Annotated in this window: 15 protein-coding genes; 10 read left to right on the forward strand and 5 right to left on the reverse strand. The window is 60.8% G+C overall.

Features of this window, described 5'->3' with window-relative positions; genetic code table 11:
• The 6 genes from SGN16_RS08195 to SGN16_RS08220 all read left to right on the forward strand — a co-directional run bounded on the left by SGN16_RS08195 (position 1) and on the right by SGN16_RS08220 (position 7,387).
• Positions 1-300 (forward strand): BolA family protein, encoded by a 300-nt coding sequence (locus tag SGN16_RS08195; protein WP_210643468.1) that lies wholly within the window; start codon positions 1-3, stop codon positions 298-300.
• A gap of 187 nt (positions 301-487) precedes the next feature.
• Positions 488-1,429 (forward strand): rhodanese-related sulfurtransferase, encoded by a 942-nt coding sequence (locus tag SGN16_RS08200; RefSeq protein WP_210643469.1) that lies wholly within the window; start codon positions 488-490, stop codon positions 1,427-1,429.
• Positions 1,430-1,432: 3 nt separating this feature from the next.
• On the forward strand, positions 1,433-2,068 hold the full coding sequence (locus SGN16_RS08205) for a DsbA family protein (protein WP_210643470.1): 636 nt from the start codon (positions 1,433-1,435) through the stop codon (positions 2,066-2,068).
• Positions 2,061-3,887, forward strand: coding sequence for an ABC transporter ATP-binding protein (locus tag SGN16_RS08210; protein WP_335945624.1), 1,827 nt, complete (start codon positions 2,061-2,063; stop codon positions 3,885-3,887). Before SGN16_RS08205 ends, SGN16_RS08210 begins: the two co-directional genes overlap by 8 nt.
• Positions 3,888-4,078: 191 nt before the next feature.
• Positions 4,079-6,538: an EAL domain-containing protein gene (locus SGN16_RS08215; protein WP_210643472.1), complete on the forward strand. Its 2,460-nt coding sequence runs from the start codon at positions 4,079-4,081 to the stop codon at positions 6,536-6,538.
• A 45-nt stretch (positions 6,539-6,583) separates the two neighbouring features.
• Positions 6,584-7,387, forward strand: coding sequence for an iron-containing redox enzyme family protein (locus tag SGN16_RS08220; protein WP_210643473.1), 804 nt, complete (start codon positions 6,584-6,586; stop codon positions 7,385-7,387).
• 275 nt (positions 7,388-7,662) lie between these two features.
• On the opposite strand, the gene SGN16_RS08225 is transcribed toward SGN16_RS08220, so the two are convergent.
• From SGN16_RS08225 to SGN16_RS08245, 5 genes are all read right to left on the reverse strand, one after another.
• Positions 7,663-8,589 (reverse strand): GGDEF domain-containing protein, encoded by a 927-nt coding sequence (locus SGN16_RS08225; protein ID WP_210643474.1) that lies wholly within the window; start codon positions 8,587-8,589, stop codon positions 7,663-7,665.
• Positions 8,590-8,952: 363 nt separating this feature from the next.
• A complete protein-coding gene (locus SGN16_RS08230) occupies positions 8,953-9,693 on the reverse strand; it encodes a YciK family oxidoreductase (protein ID WP_210643475.1) in 741 nt (246 codons plus the stop codon).
• A 209-nt stretch (positions 9,694-9,902) separates the two neighbouring features.
• Complete coding sequence (mupP, locus tag SGN16_RS08235; protein WP_210643476.1) at positions 9,903-10,574, reverse strand: N-acetylmuramic acid 6-phosphate phosphatase MupP; 672 nt, start codon at positions 10,572-10,574, stop codon at positions 9,903-9,905.
• 4 nt (positions 10,575-10,578) lie between these two features.
• Complete coding sequence (gene ubiG / locus SGN16_RS08240) at positions 10,579-11,277, reverse strand: bifunctional 2-polyprenyl-6-hydroxyphenol methylase/3-demethylubiquinol 3-O-methyltransferase UbiG (RefSeq protein WP_210643477.1); 699 nt, start codon at positions 11,275-11,277, stop codon at positions 10,579-10,581.
• A gap of 60 nt (positions 11,278-11,337) precedes the next feature.
• Positions 11,338-12,669, reverse strand: coding sequence for a TRZ/ATZ family hydrolase (locus SGN16_RS08245; protein ID WP_335945625.1), 1,332 nt, complete (start codon positions 12,667-12,669; stop codon positions 11,338-11,340).
• A gap of 106 nt (positions 12,670-12,775) precedes the next feature.
• Between SGN16_RS08245 and mtnA the strand changes: the two genes are divergently transcribed.
• The 4 genes from mtnA (at position 12,776) to pheA (ending at position 19,374) form a co-directional block, all read left to right on the forward strand.
• Positions 12,776-13,852: an S-methyl-5-thioribose-1-phosphate isomerase gene (mtnA, locus tag SGN16_RS08250; RefSeq protein WP_210643479.1), complete on the forward strand. Its 1,077-nt coding sequence runs from the start codon at positions 12,776-12,778 to the stop codon at positions 13,850-13,852.
• 445 nt (positions 13,853-14,297) lie between these two features.
• Complete coding sequence (gyrA, locus tag SGN16_RS08255; protein WP_210643480.1) at positions 14,298-16,961, forward strand: DNA gyrase subunit A; 2,664 nt, start codon at positions 14,298-14,300, stop codon at positions 16,959-16,961.
• Between the two features lie 233 nt (positions 16,962-17,194).
• On the forward strand, positions 17,195-18,280 hold the full coding sequence (serC, locus tag SGN16_RS08260; RefSeq protein WP_003199231.1) for a 3-phosphoserine/phosphohydroxythreonine transaminase: 1,086 nt from the start codon (positions 17,195-17,197) through the stop codon (positions 18,278-18,280).
• Entirely contained in the window at positions 18,280-19,374 is a 1,095-nt protein-coding gene (gene pheA / locus SGN16_RS08265) for a prephenate dehydratase (RefSeq protein WP_003199233.1), read from the forward strand. The genes serC and pheA overlap by 1 nt, the downstream gene beginning before the upstream one ends.
• Positions 19,375-19,381 lie beyond the last annotated feature (7 nt).

Here is a 19,381-nt window from a genome sequence, read left to right on the forward strand (position 1 = left end):
ATGAGCATGCTACAACGCATCGAATCGACGCTCGGGCTCTTGCAGCCCGAGCACCTGCAAGTGCTGGATGAAAGCCACATGCATAGCCGTGGGGTGCAGACCCACTTCAAGGCCGTGGTGGTCAGCCGGCAGTTCGAGGGGCTCAATCGCGTCAAGCGCCACCAGAAGGTCTACGGCACGCTGGGCGAGCTGATGGGCGAATTCCATGCGTTGGCGCTGCACACCTACACTCCCGAGGAGTGGGCGCAGATCGAGGCAGCTCCGGCTTCGCCGACCTGTGCCGGTGGCAGCAAGCACTGACCAGCGGTGGTGAGGAGCTTTGTGTGGCGAGGGGATAAATCCCCTCGCCACACATATGCAAGCTATGGAATTGCAGTCCTGTAACCCAAATGTTTTTGTTAGAATCCGCAACGCGCCGCTCACCCGGCGCGTTTTTTTTTCGTATCCGGTTCACCCTTTACGAGGGTAGCCACCTGGAGAAACACCCATGACACAACCCATTGTCGTGGCGGCACTGTATAAGTTCGTCACCCTTGAAGATTACGTCGAGCTGCGCGAGCCCTTGCTCAAGGCCATGCTCGACAACGGCATCAAAGGCACGTTGCTGATCGCCGCAGAAGGCATCAACGGCACGGTCTCCGGCACCCGCGAAGGCATCGACGGCCTGCTGGCCTGGCTCAAGAACGATCCGCGCATGATCGACATCGACCATAAAGAGTCGTACTGCGACGAGCAGCCGTTCTACCGGACCAAGGTCAAGCTCAAGAAAGAAATCGTCACTCTGGGCGTTGAAGGCGTGGACCCGAACAAGCAGGTCGGCACCTACGTCGAGCCACAGGACTGGAACGCGCTGATCAGCGATCCCGAAGTGCTGTTGATCGACACCCGTAACGACTACGAAGTGTCCATCGGCACCTTTGAAGGCGCGATCGACCCCAAGACCACCAGCTTTCGTGAGTTCCCTGAGTACATCAAGGCCAACTTCGACCCGGCCAGGCACAAGAAAGTCGCGATGTTCTGCACCGGCGGCATTCGCTGTGAAAAAGCTTCGAGCTACATGCTCGGCCAGGGTTTCGATGAGGTCTATCACCTCAAGGGCGGCATTCTGAAGTACCTCGAAGAGGTGCCTCAGGAAGAAACCAAATGGCGCGGCGACTGCTTCGTGTTCGATAACCGTGTGACCGTTCGCCACGACCTCAGCGAAGGCGACTACGATCAATGTCATGCCTGTCGCACACCGGTCAGCGTCGAAGACCGCGCCTCGGAACACTATGTACCGGGCATTAGCTGTCCTCATTGCTGGGATAAGCTGAGCGAGAAGACCCGTCGCAGTGCCATCGACCGGCAAAAACAGATCGAACTGGCCAAGGCCCGCAACATGCCGCACCCGATCGGCTACAACTACAAGCAGTCATCTTCCGAGGCTTGAACCATGGCGCCACGCCTGCTCTATGTGTTGGACCCGATGTGTTCCTGGTGCTGGGGTTTCGCGCCGGTGGCCGAGGCACTGGTCGAGCAGGCTCACGCCGCTGGCGTGGAACTGCATCTGGTGGTGGGCGGTTTGCGCACGGGCAGTGGCTCGGCGCTGGAGCCGACCACCCGGCGCTACATCCTGGAGCACTGGCAGGCCGTCACCCAGGCCACCGGCCAACCCTTCAAGGTTGAGGGGGCGTTACCGGATGGTTTCGTCTACGACACCGAGCCGGCCTGCCGGGCCGTGGTGACGGCCCGTAGCCTGGCGCCAGACCTGGCCTGGAAGCTGGTGAAGCTGATCCAGCAGGCTTTTTATGTGCAAGGCCGCGACGTGACCCATGCCAGCGTCCTGGTGGAACTGGCCGAACAGGCCGGGTTGCCACGCATCGAATTCGCCGCGGCATTCGACCGTGCCGATCTGCATGCGGCCACCGCTGCGGATTTCACCTGGGTGCAGGACCTGGGGATTGCAGGGTTCCCCACGTTGCTGGCCGAACGTGACGGCCAACTGGCTTTGCTCACTAACGGCTACCAACCCCTGAGCCAATTGGCTCCCTTGCTGGGACGCTGGCTGGAGCGTGCGGCCTGTGCCTGACCTGGCGGATGACACACCGGCCACGCGGCGCATCGATCGGTTGAGCTGGGCAGAAATTCGCAGGCTGGCCCTCAAACACAAAAAAGCCCTGTGGATCGCCAACGGCGTAGCGGTGCTGGCGACGCTGTGCAGCGTACCAATCCCATTGTTGTTGCCGCTGTTGGTGGACGAGGTCCTGCTGGGCCGTGGCGACGCCGCGTTGAAGATCATGAACCAGGCGCTGCCGACGGCTTGGCAGAGCGCTGCCGGCTATATCGGCCTGATGCTGTTGGTGACCTTGGCCCTGCGCTGCGGCGCGTTGCTATTCAACGTGTTGCAGGCGCGATTGTTCGCCAGGTTGGCCAAGGATATCGTCTATCGCATTCGCGTCCGCTTGATCGAACGCCTCAAGCGTATTTCCCTGGGCGAATACGAAAGCCTGGGCAGTGGCACTGTGGCAGCTCACTTGGTCACCGACCTGGACACCCTCGACAAATTCGTTGGCGAAACCCTAAGCCGTTTCTTGGTGGCGATGCTGACCCTGGTGGGCACCGCCGGCATTTTGCTGTGGATGCACTGGGAGCTGGCACTGCTGATCCTGTTGTTCAACCCGTTGGTGATCTACGCCACGGTGCAGTTGGGCAAACGGGTCAAGCACCTCAAGAAACTGGAGAACGACAGCACCTCGCGGTTTACCCAGGCCCTGACCGAAACCCTGGATGCCATCCAGGAAGTGCGTGCGGGCAACCGCCAGGGGTTTTTCCTTGGTCGTTTAGGGCTGCGCGCCAAGGAGGTGCGCGATTACGCGGTGAGTTCACAGTGGAAGACCGACGCCTCGAACCGTGCCAGTGGTTTGTTGTTCCAGTTCGGTATCGATATCTTCCGCGCCGCGGCCATGCTCACCGTGCTGTTTTCCGACCTGTCCATCGGCCAGATGCTGGCGGTGTTCAGTTACTTGTGGTTCATGATCGGTCCGGTGGAGCAACTGCTCAATCTGCAATACGCCTTTTATGCCGCCGGCGGTGCGCTGTCGCGGATCAACGAACTACTGGCCCGTGCCGACGAGCCGCAATACCCCGGCGGGGTCGACCCGTTCAAGGGGCGCGACACCGTGGGCATCGACATTCAGGGATTGAGTTTTGGGTATGGCGAGGAACTGGTACTCGACCAGTTGAACCTGTCCATCGCGCCGGGCGAGAAAGTAGCTATTGTCGGGGCCAGCGGCGGCGGCAAGAGCACCCTGGTGCAATTGTTATTGGGGCTGTACACGCCGCAGGCCGGCAGCATCCGTTTCGGCGGCGCCACGCAGCAGGAGATCGGCCTGGAAACCATTCGGGAGAACGTCGCCGTGGTGTTGCAACACCCGGCGCTGTTCAACGACACGGTGCGTGCCAACCTTTCCATGGGCCGAGAATGCAGCGACGAGGCCTGCTGGCAGGCACTGGAAATTGCCCAGCTCGATGCCACGGTGCGGGCGCTGCCCCTGGGCCTGGAGAGCGTCGTCGGGCGTTCCGGGGTGCGGCTGTCGGGCGGCCAGCGTCAGCGGCTGGCCATTGCCCGCATGGTCCTGGCCGAGCCACGGGTGGTGATTCTCGATGAAGCCACCTCGGCGCTGGATGCCGCCACTGAATACAACCTGCACCAGGCTCTGGCGCGGTTCCTCAGTGGACGCACCACGCTGATCATCGCCCACCGGTTGTCGGCGGTGAAACAGGCCGATCGGGTACTGGTATTTGACGGTGGTCAAATCGCCGAGGACGGTGATCATATGCAGCTGATTGCCGAGGGTGGTTTGTACGCCCGACTCTATGGTCACTTGCAACAGATACAGCAACCTTGAGTTTCCTATGCTTTTCTGCGCTTAGTATCTGAAAAAACTCAGGGAAACTCCGCGACTTCCTCCGAATTTCAAGCCAAAGCCCATCGATCCTTCATCCGGTCATTCGAAGGGTTGAAAACTAGCCTAGGCTGTGGAGTCAGGAGCGGAATTCTCGCGGATGTTCATCCGGCAGCGCCTGTGCAAGGGACCTCATGAAGCAAAAGCAGACTCTCGCAACACCACGGCTGCTGGGCATCGTCTGGCCCTTTATTGCCGTAGTGTTATTTCAAGCCTTGCTTGGAGGCGTCAGCCTTTATGTCTTGTCTGCGGTTCGCGGCTATGTGGCGGGGGAAAGTCTGTGGTCCAAGGGCCAGAAAGACGCCATCTATTACCTCAATCTGTATGCCGACAGCCGTGACGAGGCGATTTTTCGCAAATACCAGCAAGCCATCGCCGTACCCGAGGGCGGCCATGAACTGCGAGTAGCGCTGGATCGCGAGCCGCCGGACCTGGAAGCAGCAAGGGCAGGCATTCTCAAGGGCGGCAATCACCCGGACGACGTGTCCAGTGTGATCTGGCTTTATCTGAATTTTCGTCACTTCAGTTACCTGGAAGAGGCTATCGATCTCTGGACGGTGGGCGACGGTTATCTGATCGAGCTGGATAACGTCGCCCGGCAAATGCACGACAGCATTAGCGCAGGGCAGGCTTCGGAAAGCGACATCCGGGGCTGGAAGGCCCAGATATTTGCGATCAACGACTCCGTCACTCCGGCTGCCAAGGCCTTCAGCGATGCGCTGGGGGAGGGCTCGCGCTTTATCCTGCGCCTTTTGCTGGTGACCAACTTCGCCACTGCCTTGGGGTTGATTGTCCTGGCGTTGTTGCGGACCCATAAATTGCTGGCCCAGCGACAGGTCTTTGCCAGCGCGCTGCAACTGGAGAAGGAGCGTGCGCAGATCACCCTGCAATCGATTGGCGACGGGGTGATCACCACCGACGTGGAAGGCGCCATTGCCTACATGAACCCCGCTGCCGAGGCGATGACCCACTGGAAGGCCGAACACGCAACGGGATTGCCCTTGGCTGCGCTGTTCAATCTGCTCGACGACAATGCACAGACCGAGGGCTTGACGCTGATCGAGCATATCCTCAGCGGTCGGCTCAGTGGCGCCAGCGAACATTCCAAGCTGATCCAGCGTCTGGACGGCAGCACGGTGTCGGTGACCCTGGTGGGGGCGCCGATCCGTCACGCAGGCAAGGTCAGCGGCGCCGTGCTGGTGCTGCATGACATGACCCAGGAGCGTCAATACATCGCCAACCTGTCGTGGCAGGCCACCCATGATGCACTGACTGGCCTGGCGAATCGTCGGGAGTTCGAATATCGCCTGGAACAGGCCTTGCACAACCTCACCCGCCAGGTCGGACGCCATGCCTTGATGTTTCTCGACCTGGACCAGTTCAAGTTGGTCAACGACACCTGCGGCCATGCGGCGGGTGACGAGTTGTTGCGGCATATCTGCGCCTTGTTGCAGTCGGGCCTGCGCGAAAATGACACCCTGGCCCGGCTGGGTGGCGATGAGTTCGGCATCCTGCTGGAGAACTGTGCGCCGGAGGCGGCGGAAAAAATCGCTGAAGGGCTGCGCCAGACAGTGCAGAACCTGCACTTTGTCTGGAAGGGCCGGCCGTTCGTGACCACCGTGAGCATCGGCCTGGTGCATATCGCCCAGAGCCCGACGACCCTGGAGGCGTCCCTGCGCGCCGCCGACATGGCCTGTTACATGGCCAAGGAAAAGGGGCGCAACCGGGTCCAGGTCTATCATGCGGACGACTCGGAGTTGTCCTTGCGCTTTGGCGAGATGGCCTGGGTCCAGCGCTTGCATATGGCCCTGGAGGAAAACCGCTTCTGTCTCTACGCCCAGGAAATCGCCGCGCTGGGCCCGGGTGACCATGGCGGTGGGCACATTGAAATCCTGTTGCGCCTGCATGACGAAGCCGGGCGAATGATTCTGCCGGACAGTTTTATTCCGGCGGCAGAGCGCTATGGCCTGATGACCTCCCTGGACCGTTGGGTGGTGGAAAATGTCTTCAAGATCATCCGCCAGTGCTTGAATGAGTCGCGACAGGCGCCCATGGCCATGTGTGCGATCAATCTGTCAGGCACTACTATCGGAGATCAGGCGTTCCTCGACTTCCTGCGTAAACAGTTCGCGGCCTACTCGATTCCGCCAGAAATGATTTGTTTTGAAATTACCGAAACCAGCGCCATTTCGAATCTGGGCAGTGCCATTCGCTTTATCAATGAACTCAAGAGCTTGGGTTGCTATTTCTCGCTGGATGACTTTTGCGCCGGAATGTCTTCATTCGCTTACCTGAAACATTTACCTGTAGACTTCCTGAAGATCGATGGGAGTTTCGTAAAGGATATGCTGGACGACCCGATTAACCGTGCAATGGTCGAGGTGATCAATCATATCGGCCACGTCATGGGTAAGCGCACCATTGCCGAGTTTGTTGAGACCGCCCAGATCGAGCAGGCATTGCTGGAGATTGGTGTGGATTACGCTCAAGGGTATGTGATCGAGCGCCCGCAATTGTTTACCTGTGACACCTTGCAATGTAGGCCGGCCCGGCCTCAGCCGTTGTTATTCAAGGCCCCCGGCACGTTCCGCTGAACCTCTTGTTGATCCGGAAAAATCACAATCAAAAGGAGCCCGACAGTGATCGACACATTCAACCGAACAGGCCCGCTCATGGACGCCAAAAGCTATCCGCAATGGGCACAACAGCTCATTACCGATTGCAGCGAGAGCAAACGCCGGGTTGTCGAACACGAGCTGTATCAGCGCATGCGCGACAACAAGCTCAGCGCCAGGACCATGCGCCACTATCTCATCGGTGGTTGGCCGGTCGTTGAACAGTTCGCTTTATACATGGCACAAAACCTCACCAAGACCCGCTTTGCCCGCCATCCCGGCGAGGACATGGCGCGTCGCTGGTTGATGCGCAATATTCGTGTCGAACTCAACCATGCCGATTACTGGGTGAACTGGGCCGCCGCCCATGGCGTGACCCTGGAAGATCTGCAAGCACAGCAGGTTCCGCCGGAGCTGCATGCGTTGAGCCACTGGTGCTGGCATACCAGCTCGTCGGATTCGCTGATCGTGGCAATCGCCGCGACCAACTATGCGATCGAGGGGGCAACCGGAGAGTGGTCGGCGCTGGTGTGTTCCACCGGCGTCTATGCCTCGGCTTTCGCCGAGGAAGACCGCAAGCGGGCCATGAAATGGCTGAAAATGCACGCCCAGTACGATGACGCCCACCCTTGGGAAGCCCTGGAAATCATCTGCACCCTGGCAGGCATGAACCCAAGCAAAGCTTTGCAAATGGAGCTGCGCCAGGCCGTGTGCAAGAGTTATGACTACATGTACCTGTTCCTGGAGCGCTGCATGCAACTGGAGCAGTCTGAGTCTGTGGGCAAATCTTCTTCGGCCCGTGAGCGCCTGGCGCTGGCCGGAAGCTGATTTCCACCGCTACAGATAGCCACAACCCATGTGGGAGCGAGCCTGCTCGCGAAGAGGTTTGACAGTCGACGGGGAGGTTGACTGCTAGACCGCTATCGCGAGCAGGCTCGCTCCCACTGTTGTTTTGGGTGATCTCCAGATCCATGCCCACCGCCACTCCCTTGTGGGAGCGAGCTTGCTCGCGATAGCGGTGGGTCAGTTTGTGGGGATGTTGGATGTGCTGGCCCTAGCGCGAGCAAAGCTCGCTCCCACAAGGGGTGCGCTTGGCGTCTGTGTCAGCCCGCCATCGCCAACCGGTTACGTCCCTCGCGCTTGGCCACGTACAGTGCGCTGTCGGCCCGTCGCAACAGGCTTTCGGCTGATTCCCCTGGCAGCAGGGTCGCGCAACCCAGGCTGACCGTCAGTTCAATGCGTGTCCCTGCGGCGAAATAATCCTGTACCTGGGCGGCATAACGCAGGCGTTCACCGACCAGGGCCGCGGCATCGCGGCTGGTGTTGGAGAGCAGGATCAGGAACTCTTCGCCACCGAACCTGAACACCATGTCGACGTTGCGCAACTGATTCTTGATCGACTCGGCAACGGATTTGAGCACCTCGTCGCCGACGCCATGCCCATGACTGTCGTTGATGCGCTTGAAATGATCGATGTCGAGCATCAGCAGGGACAAGGGTTGCAAATGACGCCTGGCCATGTCGATTTCACGCACCAGGGTCTGGTCCATGGCGATGCGGTTGCCGGTGCCGGTCAACGGATCGCGCAGCGCGCTCTGGGTGGCGGCTCGGTAAAGCAGGGCATTGCGCAGCGGATACAGCAACGTCGAGAGCACCGATTCGAGGTCGCTCTGTTCTGCCTCGGTGAAGCGTTGGTTGCGACGGAATACCAGCTCGCCCAAGTGTTCGCCTTCATGGCTGAGGGTGTAGCTGAGGGTGTGATGTCCGCGCTGACCGAATTCGAGACGCAGATCGCTGGGCTTGTGCTGGTAGGCCAGTGCGTCCAGGGGCACCAAGCGCTGAACTTCCCGGAAAAACAGGCCCAGGATGCGTTGTGGCTCCAGGCTGGTCTGCAATTGTTGGCCCAGTTGCTGGCGCAATTGCGAAAGGCTGACCGAGCGTGGCACGAGCGGCGACGGCTGGGCGAAGCCCAGGCGCTGCAACTTGGCGCTGTCGAAGTCTATCGCGTTGATCTGGGTGGGCGTTTTCATTTGGCGTTAGCCCCTAAGCTAAATCTGTCCTGCCGGGCTGGGTGATGCGGCTTTAGGTGGCGCGTCGTACTGGTCCTTCAGCCCCGTAGGACATCTGATTTGAGTTTAGTCCGCTTTCCCTGTCAGGCGTAAGACTCGTCTCAACGTCCGTTCCCCGCCGAACATGGCGTGTTTGAGGATATTTAGAGCGAAAGTCGTGCCATTCAGTTCATTAGAATAAAAACCTAGGTAAATCAAATAATTGGCCATTAGGTGCGAACGCCGCGTCAGCATTTGGGCGACATCGACTTGGCGTTTCGCCTGGCTGAGCACCAAGAAAGTCTGCGTCGTGACGGTAAATCGACGCGACGCAGAGAAGGGCAGTTATTGCGCGTTGAAGGCTTGGCCGTTGATGCCGGTGCTGTCCGGCCCCATCAGGTACAGGTAGACCGGCATGATTGCTTCAGGTGTTGGATTATTGAGCGGGTTTTCCCCTGGATAGGCCTGGGCGCGCATGCTGGTACGGGTCGCGCCTGGGTTGATGCTGTTGGCGCGCACGGGGGCGACGGTGTCGACTTCGTCGGCCAGGGTCTGCATCAGCCCTTCGGTGGCGAACTTGGACACGCCGTAGGCCCCCCAGTACGCCCGCCCCTTGCGCCCGACGCTGCTGGAGGTGAACACCACCGACGCGTCCTTGGAGAGTTTGAGCAGGGGCAGCAGGGTGCTGGTGAGCATGAACATGGCGTTGACGTTCACATGCATCACCCGCATGAAGTTCTCGCCAGACAGTTGCTCCAGCGGCGTGCGTGGACCAATGATCGAGGCATTGTGCAGCAGGCCGTCCAAATGACCGAACTCGGTTTCGATCATGGCCGCCAGTTCATCGTATTGATGGGGCAGGGCGGTTTCGAGGTTGAATGGGATCACCACCGGTTGCGGATGGCCGGCCGCTTCGATTTCATCGTAGACCTGGGTCAGGTTGGCTTCGGTCTTGCCCAGCAACAGCACGGTGGCGCCATGAGCGGCGTAGGCCTTGGCGGCAGCAGCCCCGATACCGCGACCGGCACCGGTGACCAGGATGACCCGGCCAGTGAGCAGGTCGGGACGGGCGGAATACTCAAACATAAAAAACCTCACGAAACAGAACAAATGCGCGCTGATGCGCGCATGTGGCGAAGGGATTGATCTGTGGCGAGGGGATTTATCCCCGCTGGGCTGCCAAGCAGCCCCAAATTTTTGCACGTTGGCCTGATGCTGTAGCAGAGGCGCTTCGCGCCTCAGCGGGGATAAATCCCCTCGCCACAAAAGCGGCGACAGCAGTGAGTGCGGTCAGCTCAGCAACCGCACAACGCGTTATCCAGCACTTTGCGCAGCGCCGAGGGGTGATCGATGACCACATCCGCGCCCCAGTGCCGGGGGTTGTCGTCCGGGTGGATGTAGCCGTAGGTCACTGCACAGGTCTTGGTTCCGGCGCTGCGCCCGGACTCGATGTCCCGCAGGTCGTCGCCCACGAACAGTACGCTGGCCGGGTCCAGGTCGAGCATCTTGCACGCCAGGGTCAAGGGCTCCGGGTCCGGTTTGCTGTTTTTCACGTGGTCAGGGCAGATCAGCACCTTCGAGCGCTCGGCCAGGCCCAACTGCTGCATGATCGGCTCGGCGAAACGTACCGGCTTGTTGGTGACCACGCCCCAGATCAGGTTTGCCGCTTCAATATCGGCCAGCACCTCGGCCATGCCGTCGAACAGGTGGCTGTGGACCGCGCACCCCTTGAGGTAGCGGTCGAGGAATTCCTGGCGCAATTCCTCGAACCCCGGTGACTCCGGATCCATGGAAAAGGTCACCGCGACCATCGCCCGGGCACCGCCGGAAATCTCGTCGCGAATGTGCTGCGTATTCATCGGTGGCAAGCCGCGGTCGGCGCGCATGGCCTGGCAGATGGCGATGAAATCCGGCGCGGTATCGAGCAGCGTGCCGTCCATGTCGAAGAGAACCGCTTTGAGACGCATCGACTTACTCCTCGCGCAGGGTCTGGATCATGTAGTTGACGTCCACGTCGGCGGCCAGCTTGTAGTGCTTGGTCAGTGGGTTGTAGGTCAGGCCGATGATGTCCTTGACGGTCAGCCCGGCCATGCGGCTCCAGGCGCCCAGTTCGGAGGGCCGGATGAATTTCTTGAAGTCATGGGTGCCGCGCGGCAGCAGCTTCATGATGTATTCAGCGCCGATGATGGCGAACAGGTACGCTTTCGGGTTGCGGTTGATTGTGGAGAAGAACACCTGGCCGCCGGGCTTGACCATGCGAAAGCACGCGCGGATGACCGATGACGGATCCGGCACGTGTTCGAGCATTTCCAGGCACGTGACGACGTCGAACTGCCCAGGCATTTCCTCGGCCAGGGCCTCGGCGGTGATCTGCCGGTATTCCACGCTGACGCCGGACTCCAGTTGATGCAACTGCGCAACCGCCAACGGCGCTTCGCCCATGTCGATGCCCATTACGCTCGCTCCGCGCTGGGCCATGGCCTCGCTGAGGATGCCGCCGCCACAGCCGACGTCGAGGACCTTCTTGCCGGCCAGATTGACCCGTTCGTCAATCCAGTTGACCCGCAGCGGGTTGATGTCGTGCAGCGGTTTGAATTCGCTTTCACGGTCCCACCAGCGATGGGCCAGGGCTTCGAATTTGGCGATTTCGGCGTGGTCAACGTTGCTCATGTGCAGATCCTCGAAAAGCTTGAAAAATCGTGTGCCCCGAGCCGTGGCTCCAGGGGCGGGTTATTCGTTATGGCCGCTGATCCGACGACCCCAGGCCTGGGCCGTGGCGGTCAGTTGCGACTCGTCCAGGCGGGTCAGCCGGCCATCTTCCAGCAACGGCTTGCCGGCCACCCACAGGTGTTTCACGCAATCGCGGCCCGTGGCGTAGATCAGTTGCGACACCGGGTCGTAGACCGGCTGCTGGGCCAGGCCAGACAGGTCAAAGGCCACCAGGTCGGCGGCCTTGCCGACTTCCAGGGAACCGACCGTCGCTTCGATGCCCAGCGCCCGGGCGCCATTGAGCGTGGCCATGCGCAACGCCCGGTGGGCGTCCAGGGCCGTGGCCGAACTGGCGACAGCCTTGGCCAGCAATGCGGCGGTGCGCGTCTCGCCGAGCAAATCCAGATCGTTGTTGCTCGCTGCACCGTCGGTGCCGACCGCCACATTGACCCCGGCCTGCCACAAACGCTCGACCGGGCAGAAGCCGCTGGCCAGCTTCAAATTCGATTCCGGACAATGGATCACGCTGCAGTTGCTTTCTACCAGCAAGGCCTGGTCTTCATCGCTGACCTGAGTCATGTGCACGGCTTGAAAGCGCGGCCCCAAAAGCCCCAGCCGTCCCAGTCGGGCCAGCGGCCGCTCAGCGGTGTTATCCACAGCCTGCTGCACTTCGAAGGCGGTTTCATGAACATGCATATGAATCGCCGCGTCCAACTCCTCGGCGATCACGCGGATTTTCTCCAGGTTCTCGTCGCCCACGGTGTAAGGCGCATGTGGGCCGAATGCGACTTTGATCCGTGGATGGTGCTTGAGGTCGCCAAAAAGCTCGATGCCCTGACGAATGGCGTCGTCGGCGCTGGCGGCGCCGGGGATGGGGAAATCGAGGATCGGAATGGCGATTTGCGCGCGGATGCCGCTGTTGTGCACGCGTTCGCTGGCAACCTTGGGGTAGAAGTACATGTCAGAGAAGCAGGTGATGCCACCCTTGATCTGTTCGGCGATTGCCAGGTCGGTGCCATCGCGCACGAAATCTTCATCGACCCATTTGGCTTCGGCCGGCCAGATGTGTTGTTCGAGCCAGGTCATCAAGGGCAGGTCGTCGGCCAGGCCACGGAATAAAGTCATTGCCGCGTGGCCGTGGGCGTTGATCAGGCCCGGGCTGAGCAGCATGCCCGGTAACTCGCGGACCTGGGTGGCATTGCACTTCAGGGCTTCGGCCCGCGGGCCGATGAACACGATGCAGCCGTCGCGAATGCCCAGGCCATGATCCTTGAGCACCACACCGGCGGGTTCGACAGGCACCAACCAGGTCGGCAGCAGTAATAAGTCGAGCGCAACGGCAGGCTTGGGCATCGTGGAACGGTTCCATGGGTTATAAAGGATGGCGAAGTATACCCGAGCGTCTTCGCGGAGGGATCGCTATAATCGGCGGCTTTTGTTCATGAGTGCGGGGTGAGGGATGCGCGATCGACTGTTGGCTGCGGAGAAAGTGAAGGCCATCGATTGGCGGGATGGTGCCCTGTACCTGCTGGATCAGCGTGTGTTGCCGTTCGAGGAAAACTGGATCGGCTACACCAGCGCCGCTGGTGTAGCCGAGGCCATTCGTTCGATGGTGGTACGTGGCGCGCCAGCCATTGGCATCAGCGCCGCCTATGGCGTAGTGCTGGCCGCACGGGCCAGAGTAGCCGAAGGGGGTGACTGGCAGGCGGCGCTGGAAGCCGATTTCGCCTTGCTGGCCGATTCCCGGCCGACAGCGGTGAACCTGTTCTGGGCTTTGGACCGCATGCGTGAGCGGCTTGTGCGCTTGAAAGAGCACGCCGAGCCATTGGCTGCCCTTGAGGCCGAAGCCATCGCCATCCATGAAAGCGACCGCGAAGCCAATCTGACCATGGCCCAGCTTGGGGTCGACCTGATCCGCAAGCATCAGGGCAACGCCCAGGCCATCCTGACCCACTGCAACACCGGCGCCCTGGCCACCGGCGGTTTCGGCACGGCCCTGGGGGTGATTCGCGGTGCGTTCCTCGAAGGCATGGTCGAACGTGTCTATGCCGACGAAACCCGACCATGGCTTCAGGGCTCGCGCCTGACCGCGTGGGAGCTGGCCAACGAAGGCATCCCGGTGACCCTCAACGCTGACTCCGCCGCCGCCCACATCATGAAAACCAAAGGCGTGACCTGGGTGATCGTCGGCGCCGACCGCATCACCGCCAACGGTGACGTGGCGAACAAGATCGGCACTTATCAACTGGCGGTCTGCGCCATGCACCATGGGGTGCGCTTCATGGTGGTGGCACCGAGTTCGACCATCGACATGAACCTGGCCAGCGGGGACGACATTCCGATCGAAGAACGCGACGGGCGCGAGCTGCTGGAAGTCGGCGGCAAACGGGTCGGGGCGGATGTAGAAGCGTTCAACCCAGTGTTCGACGTCACTCCGGCGGACCTGATCGACGCCATCATTACCGAGAAGGGCATTGTCGAACGGCCAGACACGGCGAAAATGGCGCAGTTGATGTGTCGCAAGCGGTTGCACTGAGGGCTCTCAGTGCCTGATCTGCCGCCTTCGCGAGCAGGCTCGCTCCCGCATTGGTTCGTGTTGTGACCCGAATCTCAGGCATGCACAGTCTCCTGTGGGAGCGAGCTTGCTCGCGATGAGGCCCGTAAAGCCAGCAAATGAGCCTGAATCGGGGCGAAAATCTTCATTCGCAGCGTCTCTGAGCCCCTCTCGTCCTCTATCAGCCTGTCACCGGTCAACTAACTATGCTCCATGCGCATCAGGGGGATAGGTGCGTGGCGGCTCTTGTGATAACATCCGGCGGTTTCCAGGGCTGCCTCGCGAGGTAGCCTTTACTGCGCAGATCCATGGCATAACTCGTTGATTTGTCGTAAGTCGCTGCATGGCACTTGTTCTGCAGCGGCGAGCTTCGTTCGTCCCATCTGGATGTGACGAGGTTTCACCAGAAAAAGGAATCAGGCTTCTCATGGGCGAACTGGCCAAAGAAATCCTCCCGGTCAATATCGAAGACGAGCTGAAACAGTCCTACCTCGACTACGCAATGAGCGTAATCGTCGGGCGGGCGCTGCCGGATGCGCGCGATGGCTTGAAGCCCGTGCACCGGCGCGTGCTGTTCGCGATGAGCGAGCTGGGCAACGACTTCAACAAGCCGTACAAGAAATCCGCCCGTGTCGTCGGCGACGTGATCGGTAAGTATCACCCCCACGGTGACACCGCCGTGTACGACACCATCGTGCGGATGGCCCAGCCATTCTCCCTGCGCTACCTGCTGGTAGACGGCCAGGGCAACTTCGGTTCCGTGGACGGCGACAACGCCGCGGCCATGCGATACACCGAAGTGCGCATGACCAAGCTGGCCCACGAGCTGCTGGCCGACCTGCACAAGGAAACCGTGGACTGGGTGCCGAACTACGACGGCACCGAAATGATCCCGGCGGTCATGCCGACCCGTATCCCCAACCTGCTGGTCAACGGCTCCAGCGGTATCGCCGTGGGCATGGCGACCAACATCCCGCCGCACAACCTCGGTGAAGTCATCGACGGTTGCCTGGCCCTCATCGACAATCCCGAGCTGACGGTCGATGAGCTGATGCAATACATCCCCGGTCCGGACTTCCCGACCGCCGCGATCATCAACGGTCGTGCCGGTATCATCGAAGCCTATCGCACCGGCCGTGGCCGCATTTATATGCGCGCCCGCTCGACCATCGAAGACATCGACAAGGTCGGTGGCCGCCAGCAGATCGTCATCACCGAACTGCCGTACCAGCTGAACAAGGCTCGTCTGATCGAGAAGATCGCCGAGCTGGTGAAAGAGAAGAAACTCGAAGGCATCACCGAGCTGCGTGACGAGTCCGACAAGGACGGTATGCGCGTCGTGATCGAGCTGCGTCGCGGCGAAGTGCCTGAGGTAATCCTCAACAACCTCTACGCCCAGACCCAGCTGCAAGCGGTGTTCGGTATCAACATCGTGGCGCTGATCGATGGTCGTCCGCGGATCCTGAACCTCAAGGACCTGCTGGAAGCCTTCGTGCGTCACCGTCGCGAAGTGGTCACCCGCCGCACCGTGTTCGAACTGCGCAAGGCGCGCGAGCGCGGTCACATCCTCGAAGGCCAGGCTGTTGCCCTGTCGAACATCGACCCGGTCATCGCCCTGATCAAGGCCTCGCCAACGCCGTCGGAAGCCAAGGAAGCGCTGATCAGCACACCTTGGGAGTCCACCGCGGTGGTGGCGATGGTCGAACGTGCCGGTGCCGATTCGTGCCGTCCGGAGAACCTCGACCCGCAATACGGCCTGCGCGAGGGCAAGTACTTCCTGTCCCCGGAACAGGCCCAGGCCATCCTGGAACTGCGTCTGCACCGCCTGACCGGTCTGGAACACGAGAAGCTGCTGGCCGAGTACCAGGAGATCCTCAACCAGATCGGCGAGCTGATCCGCATCCTCAACAGCGCCACGCGCCTGATGGAAGTGATCCGCGAAGAGCTGGAAGTGATCCGCGCCGAATACGGCGATGTGCGTCGCACCGAGATTCTCGATGCGCGCCTGGACCTGACCCTGGGTGACATGATCCCGGAAGAAGAGCGCGTGGTGACCATTTCCCACGGCGGCTACGCCAAGACCCAGCCGCTGGCCGCCTACCAGGCCCAGCGTCGTGGCGGCAAAGGCAAGTCGGCGACTGGCGTCAAGGACGAGGACTACATCGCCCACCTGCTGGTCGCCAACAGCCACACCACGCTGTTGCTGTTCTCCAGCAAGGGCAAGGTGTACTGGCTCAAGACCTATGAAATCCCCGAGGCGTCCCGCGCGGCTCGCGGTCGTCCGCTGGTCAACCTGCTGCCGCTGGACAGTGACGAATACATCACCACCATGCTGCCGGTGGAGGAATACACCGAAGGTCACTTCATCTTCATGGCCACCGCCAAAGGCACCGTGAAGAAGACCCCGCTGGAATCCTTCAGTCGTCAGCGTAGCGTTGGCCTGATCGCTCTCGAATTGGACGAAGGCGACGTGCTGATTTCCGCCGCCATCACCGACGGCGAGCGCGAAGTCATGCTGTTCTCCGACGGCGGCAAGGTCACCCGCTTCAAGGAATCCGACGTTCGCGCCATGGGCCGTACCGCCCGCGGCGTACGAGGCATGCGCCTGCCGGAAGGTCAGAAGCTGATTTCCATGCTGATCCCTGAAGAAGGCAGCCAGATCCTCACCGCTTCGGCGCGTGGTTATGGCAAGCGCACGGCCATCAGCGAGTTCCCTGAGTACAAGCGTGGCGGCCAGGGCGTGATCGCCATGGTCAGCAACGAGCGTAACGGTCGTCTGGTCGGCGCTGTCCAGGTGCTCGATGGCGAAGAGATCATGTTGATCTCCGACCAGGGCACCCTGGTGCGCACGCGAGTTGCCGAAGTATCGAGTCTGGGTCGTAACACCCAGGGTGTGACACTGATCAAGCTGGCCAATGACGAAACGCTGGTCGGGCTCGAGCGGGTCCAGGAACCATCGGAAGTCGAAGGCGAGGAGCTGGAAGGCGAGGAAGGCGTGGCGTTTGACGGCACCCTTGGCGCCGATGTCGACGACATGACCGGCGATCAACCGCTCGACGCTGCCGCTGACGAAGAAGAACCGCAGGACTAAGCGGACACGCAGGGGGCGGATGAAGATTCGCCCCCTTGTTGTTTGTCCCGTTTGAAAATTTGCGACACTGCGCATTCCGCCCTTTGTGGGAGCGAGCCTGCTCGCGATTTCGGTGGGTCAGCAGCATTGATATTGACTGACACACTGCAATCGCGAGCAAGCTCGGTCCCACATTGGGCCCTATGTGCAGAACACAAGATGTATGTGACCACCAGATCAGAGCGAGATTGGATGTGAGCAAGAGAGCCTATAACTTCTGTGCCGGCCCGGCGGCGTTGCCTGAAGCGGTCCTGAAACGTGCCCAGGGTGAACTTCTCGACTGGCATGGCAAGGGCCTGTCCGTCATGGAAATGAGCCATCGCAGTGATGAGTTCGTGTCCATTGCCACCAAGGCCGAGCAGGACCTGCGTGATCTGCTGAACATCCCGTCCAATTACAAGGTGTTGTTCCTGCAGGGCGGCGCCAGCCAGCAGTTCGCCCAGATTCCGCTGAACCTGCTGCCCGAAAGCGGTAAGGCCGACTACATCGATACCGGTATCTGGTCGCAGAAAGCCATCGAAGAAGCCTCGCGTTATGGCCACGTCAACGTTGCCGCCACCGCCAAGCCCTACGACTATTTCGCCATTCCGGGTCAGAACGAGTGGAACCTGTCCAAGGACGCGGCCTACGTTCACTACGCGCCAAACGAAACCATTGGCGGCCTGGAGTTCAACTGGATCCCGGAAACTGGCGACGTGCCATTGGTGGCCGACATGTCTTCGGACATTCTGTCGCGGCCTGTGGATATCTCCCGTTTCGGCATGATCTACGCCGGAGCCCAGAAGAACATCGGCCCGAGCGGCATTCTGGTCAGCATCATCCGTGAAGACCTGCTGGGTCGCGCCCGTTCCCTGTGCCCGACCATGCTCAACTACAAGGTCGCGGCCGACAACGGCTCGATGTACAACACCCCGCCGACCCTGGCCTGGTACCTGTCGGGCCTGGTGTTCGAGTGGTTGAAAGAACAGGGCGGTGTCGAAGCCATCGGCAAGCTCAATGAAGTGAAGCAGCGCACGCTGTATGACTTCATCGATGCCAGCGGCCTCTACAGCAACCCGATCAACAAGACTGACCGTTCATGGATGAACGTGCCGTTCCGCCTGGCCGATGACCGTCTGGACAAACCATTCCTGGCCGGTGCCGACGAGCGCGGTCTGCTGAACCTCAAGGGCCACCGTTCGGTCGGTGGCATGCGCGCCTCCATCTACAACGCCGTCGACATCAACGCAGTCAATGCGTTGATTGCCTACATGGCAGAGTTCGAGAAGGAACATGGCTGATGTCTGAGCAAGAACTCAAGGCGCTGCGCCTGCGCATTGATGCCCTGGACGAAAAAGTCCTGGAGCTGATCAGCGAGCGTGCGCGCTGCGCCCAGGAAGTCGCCCGGGTGAAGATGGCTTCCCTGGCCGAAGGCGAAGTGCCTGTGTTCTATCGCCCTGAGCGTGAAGCGCAGGTTCTCAAGCGCGTCATGGAACGCAACAAGGGGCCGTTGGGCAACGAAGAAATGGCGCGGTTGTTCCGCGAGATCATGTCTTCGTGCCTGGCCCTTGAGCAGCCGCTGAAAGTCGCCTACCTGGGGCCGGAGGGCACCTTCACCCAGGCCGCGGCCATGAAGCATTTCGGTCATGCGGTGATCAGCAAGCCGATGGCGGCCATCGACGAAGTCTTCCGCGAAGTGGCGGCCGGGGCGGTGAATTTTGGCGTGGTGCCGGTGGAGAACTCCACCGAAGGCGCGGTCAACCACACCCTGGACAGCTTCCTCGAGCACGACATGGTGATCTGCGGTGAAGTCGAGCTGCGTATCCACCATCACCTGTTGGTCGGCGAGAACACCAAGACCGACAGCATCAGCCGGATCTATTCCCACGCCCAGTCCCTGGCCCAGTGCCGCAAGTGGCTGGACGCCCATTATCCGAACGTCGAGCGCGTGGCGGTATCGAGCAACGCCGAAGCGGCCAAGCGGGTCAAGGGTGAGTGGAACTCGGCGGCGATTGCTGGCGACATGGCGGCCGGCCTCTACGGGTTGACCCGCCTGGCCGAAAAAATCGAGGACCGCCCGGACAACTCCACGCGGTTCCTGATGATCGGCAGCCAGGAAGTGCCGCCGACCGGCGACGACAAGACTTCGATCATCGTCTCCATGAGCAACAAGCCTGGTGCGCTCCACGAATTGCTGGTGCCGTTCCACGACAACGGTATCGATCTGACGCGGATCGAGACCCGTCCGTCGCGCAGCGGTAAATGGACCTACGTGTTCTTCATCGATTTCGTCGGCCACCACCGCGATCCGCTGGTAAAAGGTGTGCTCGAGAAAATCAGTCAGGAAGCAGTGGCACTCAAGGTGCTGGGTTCCTACCCCAAGGCAGTTCTTTAAGGGCGGA

Source organism: Pseudomonas sp. G166 (genome assembly GCF_037027455.2).
Lineage (GTDB): Bacteria > Pseudomonadota > Gammaproteobacteria > Pseudomonadales > Pseudomonadaceae > Aquipseudomonas.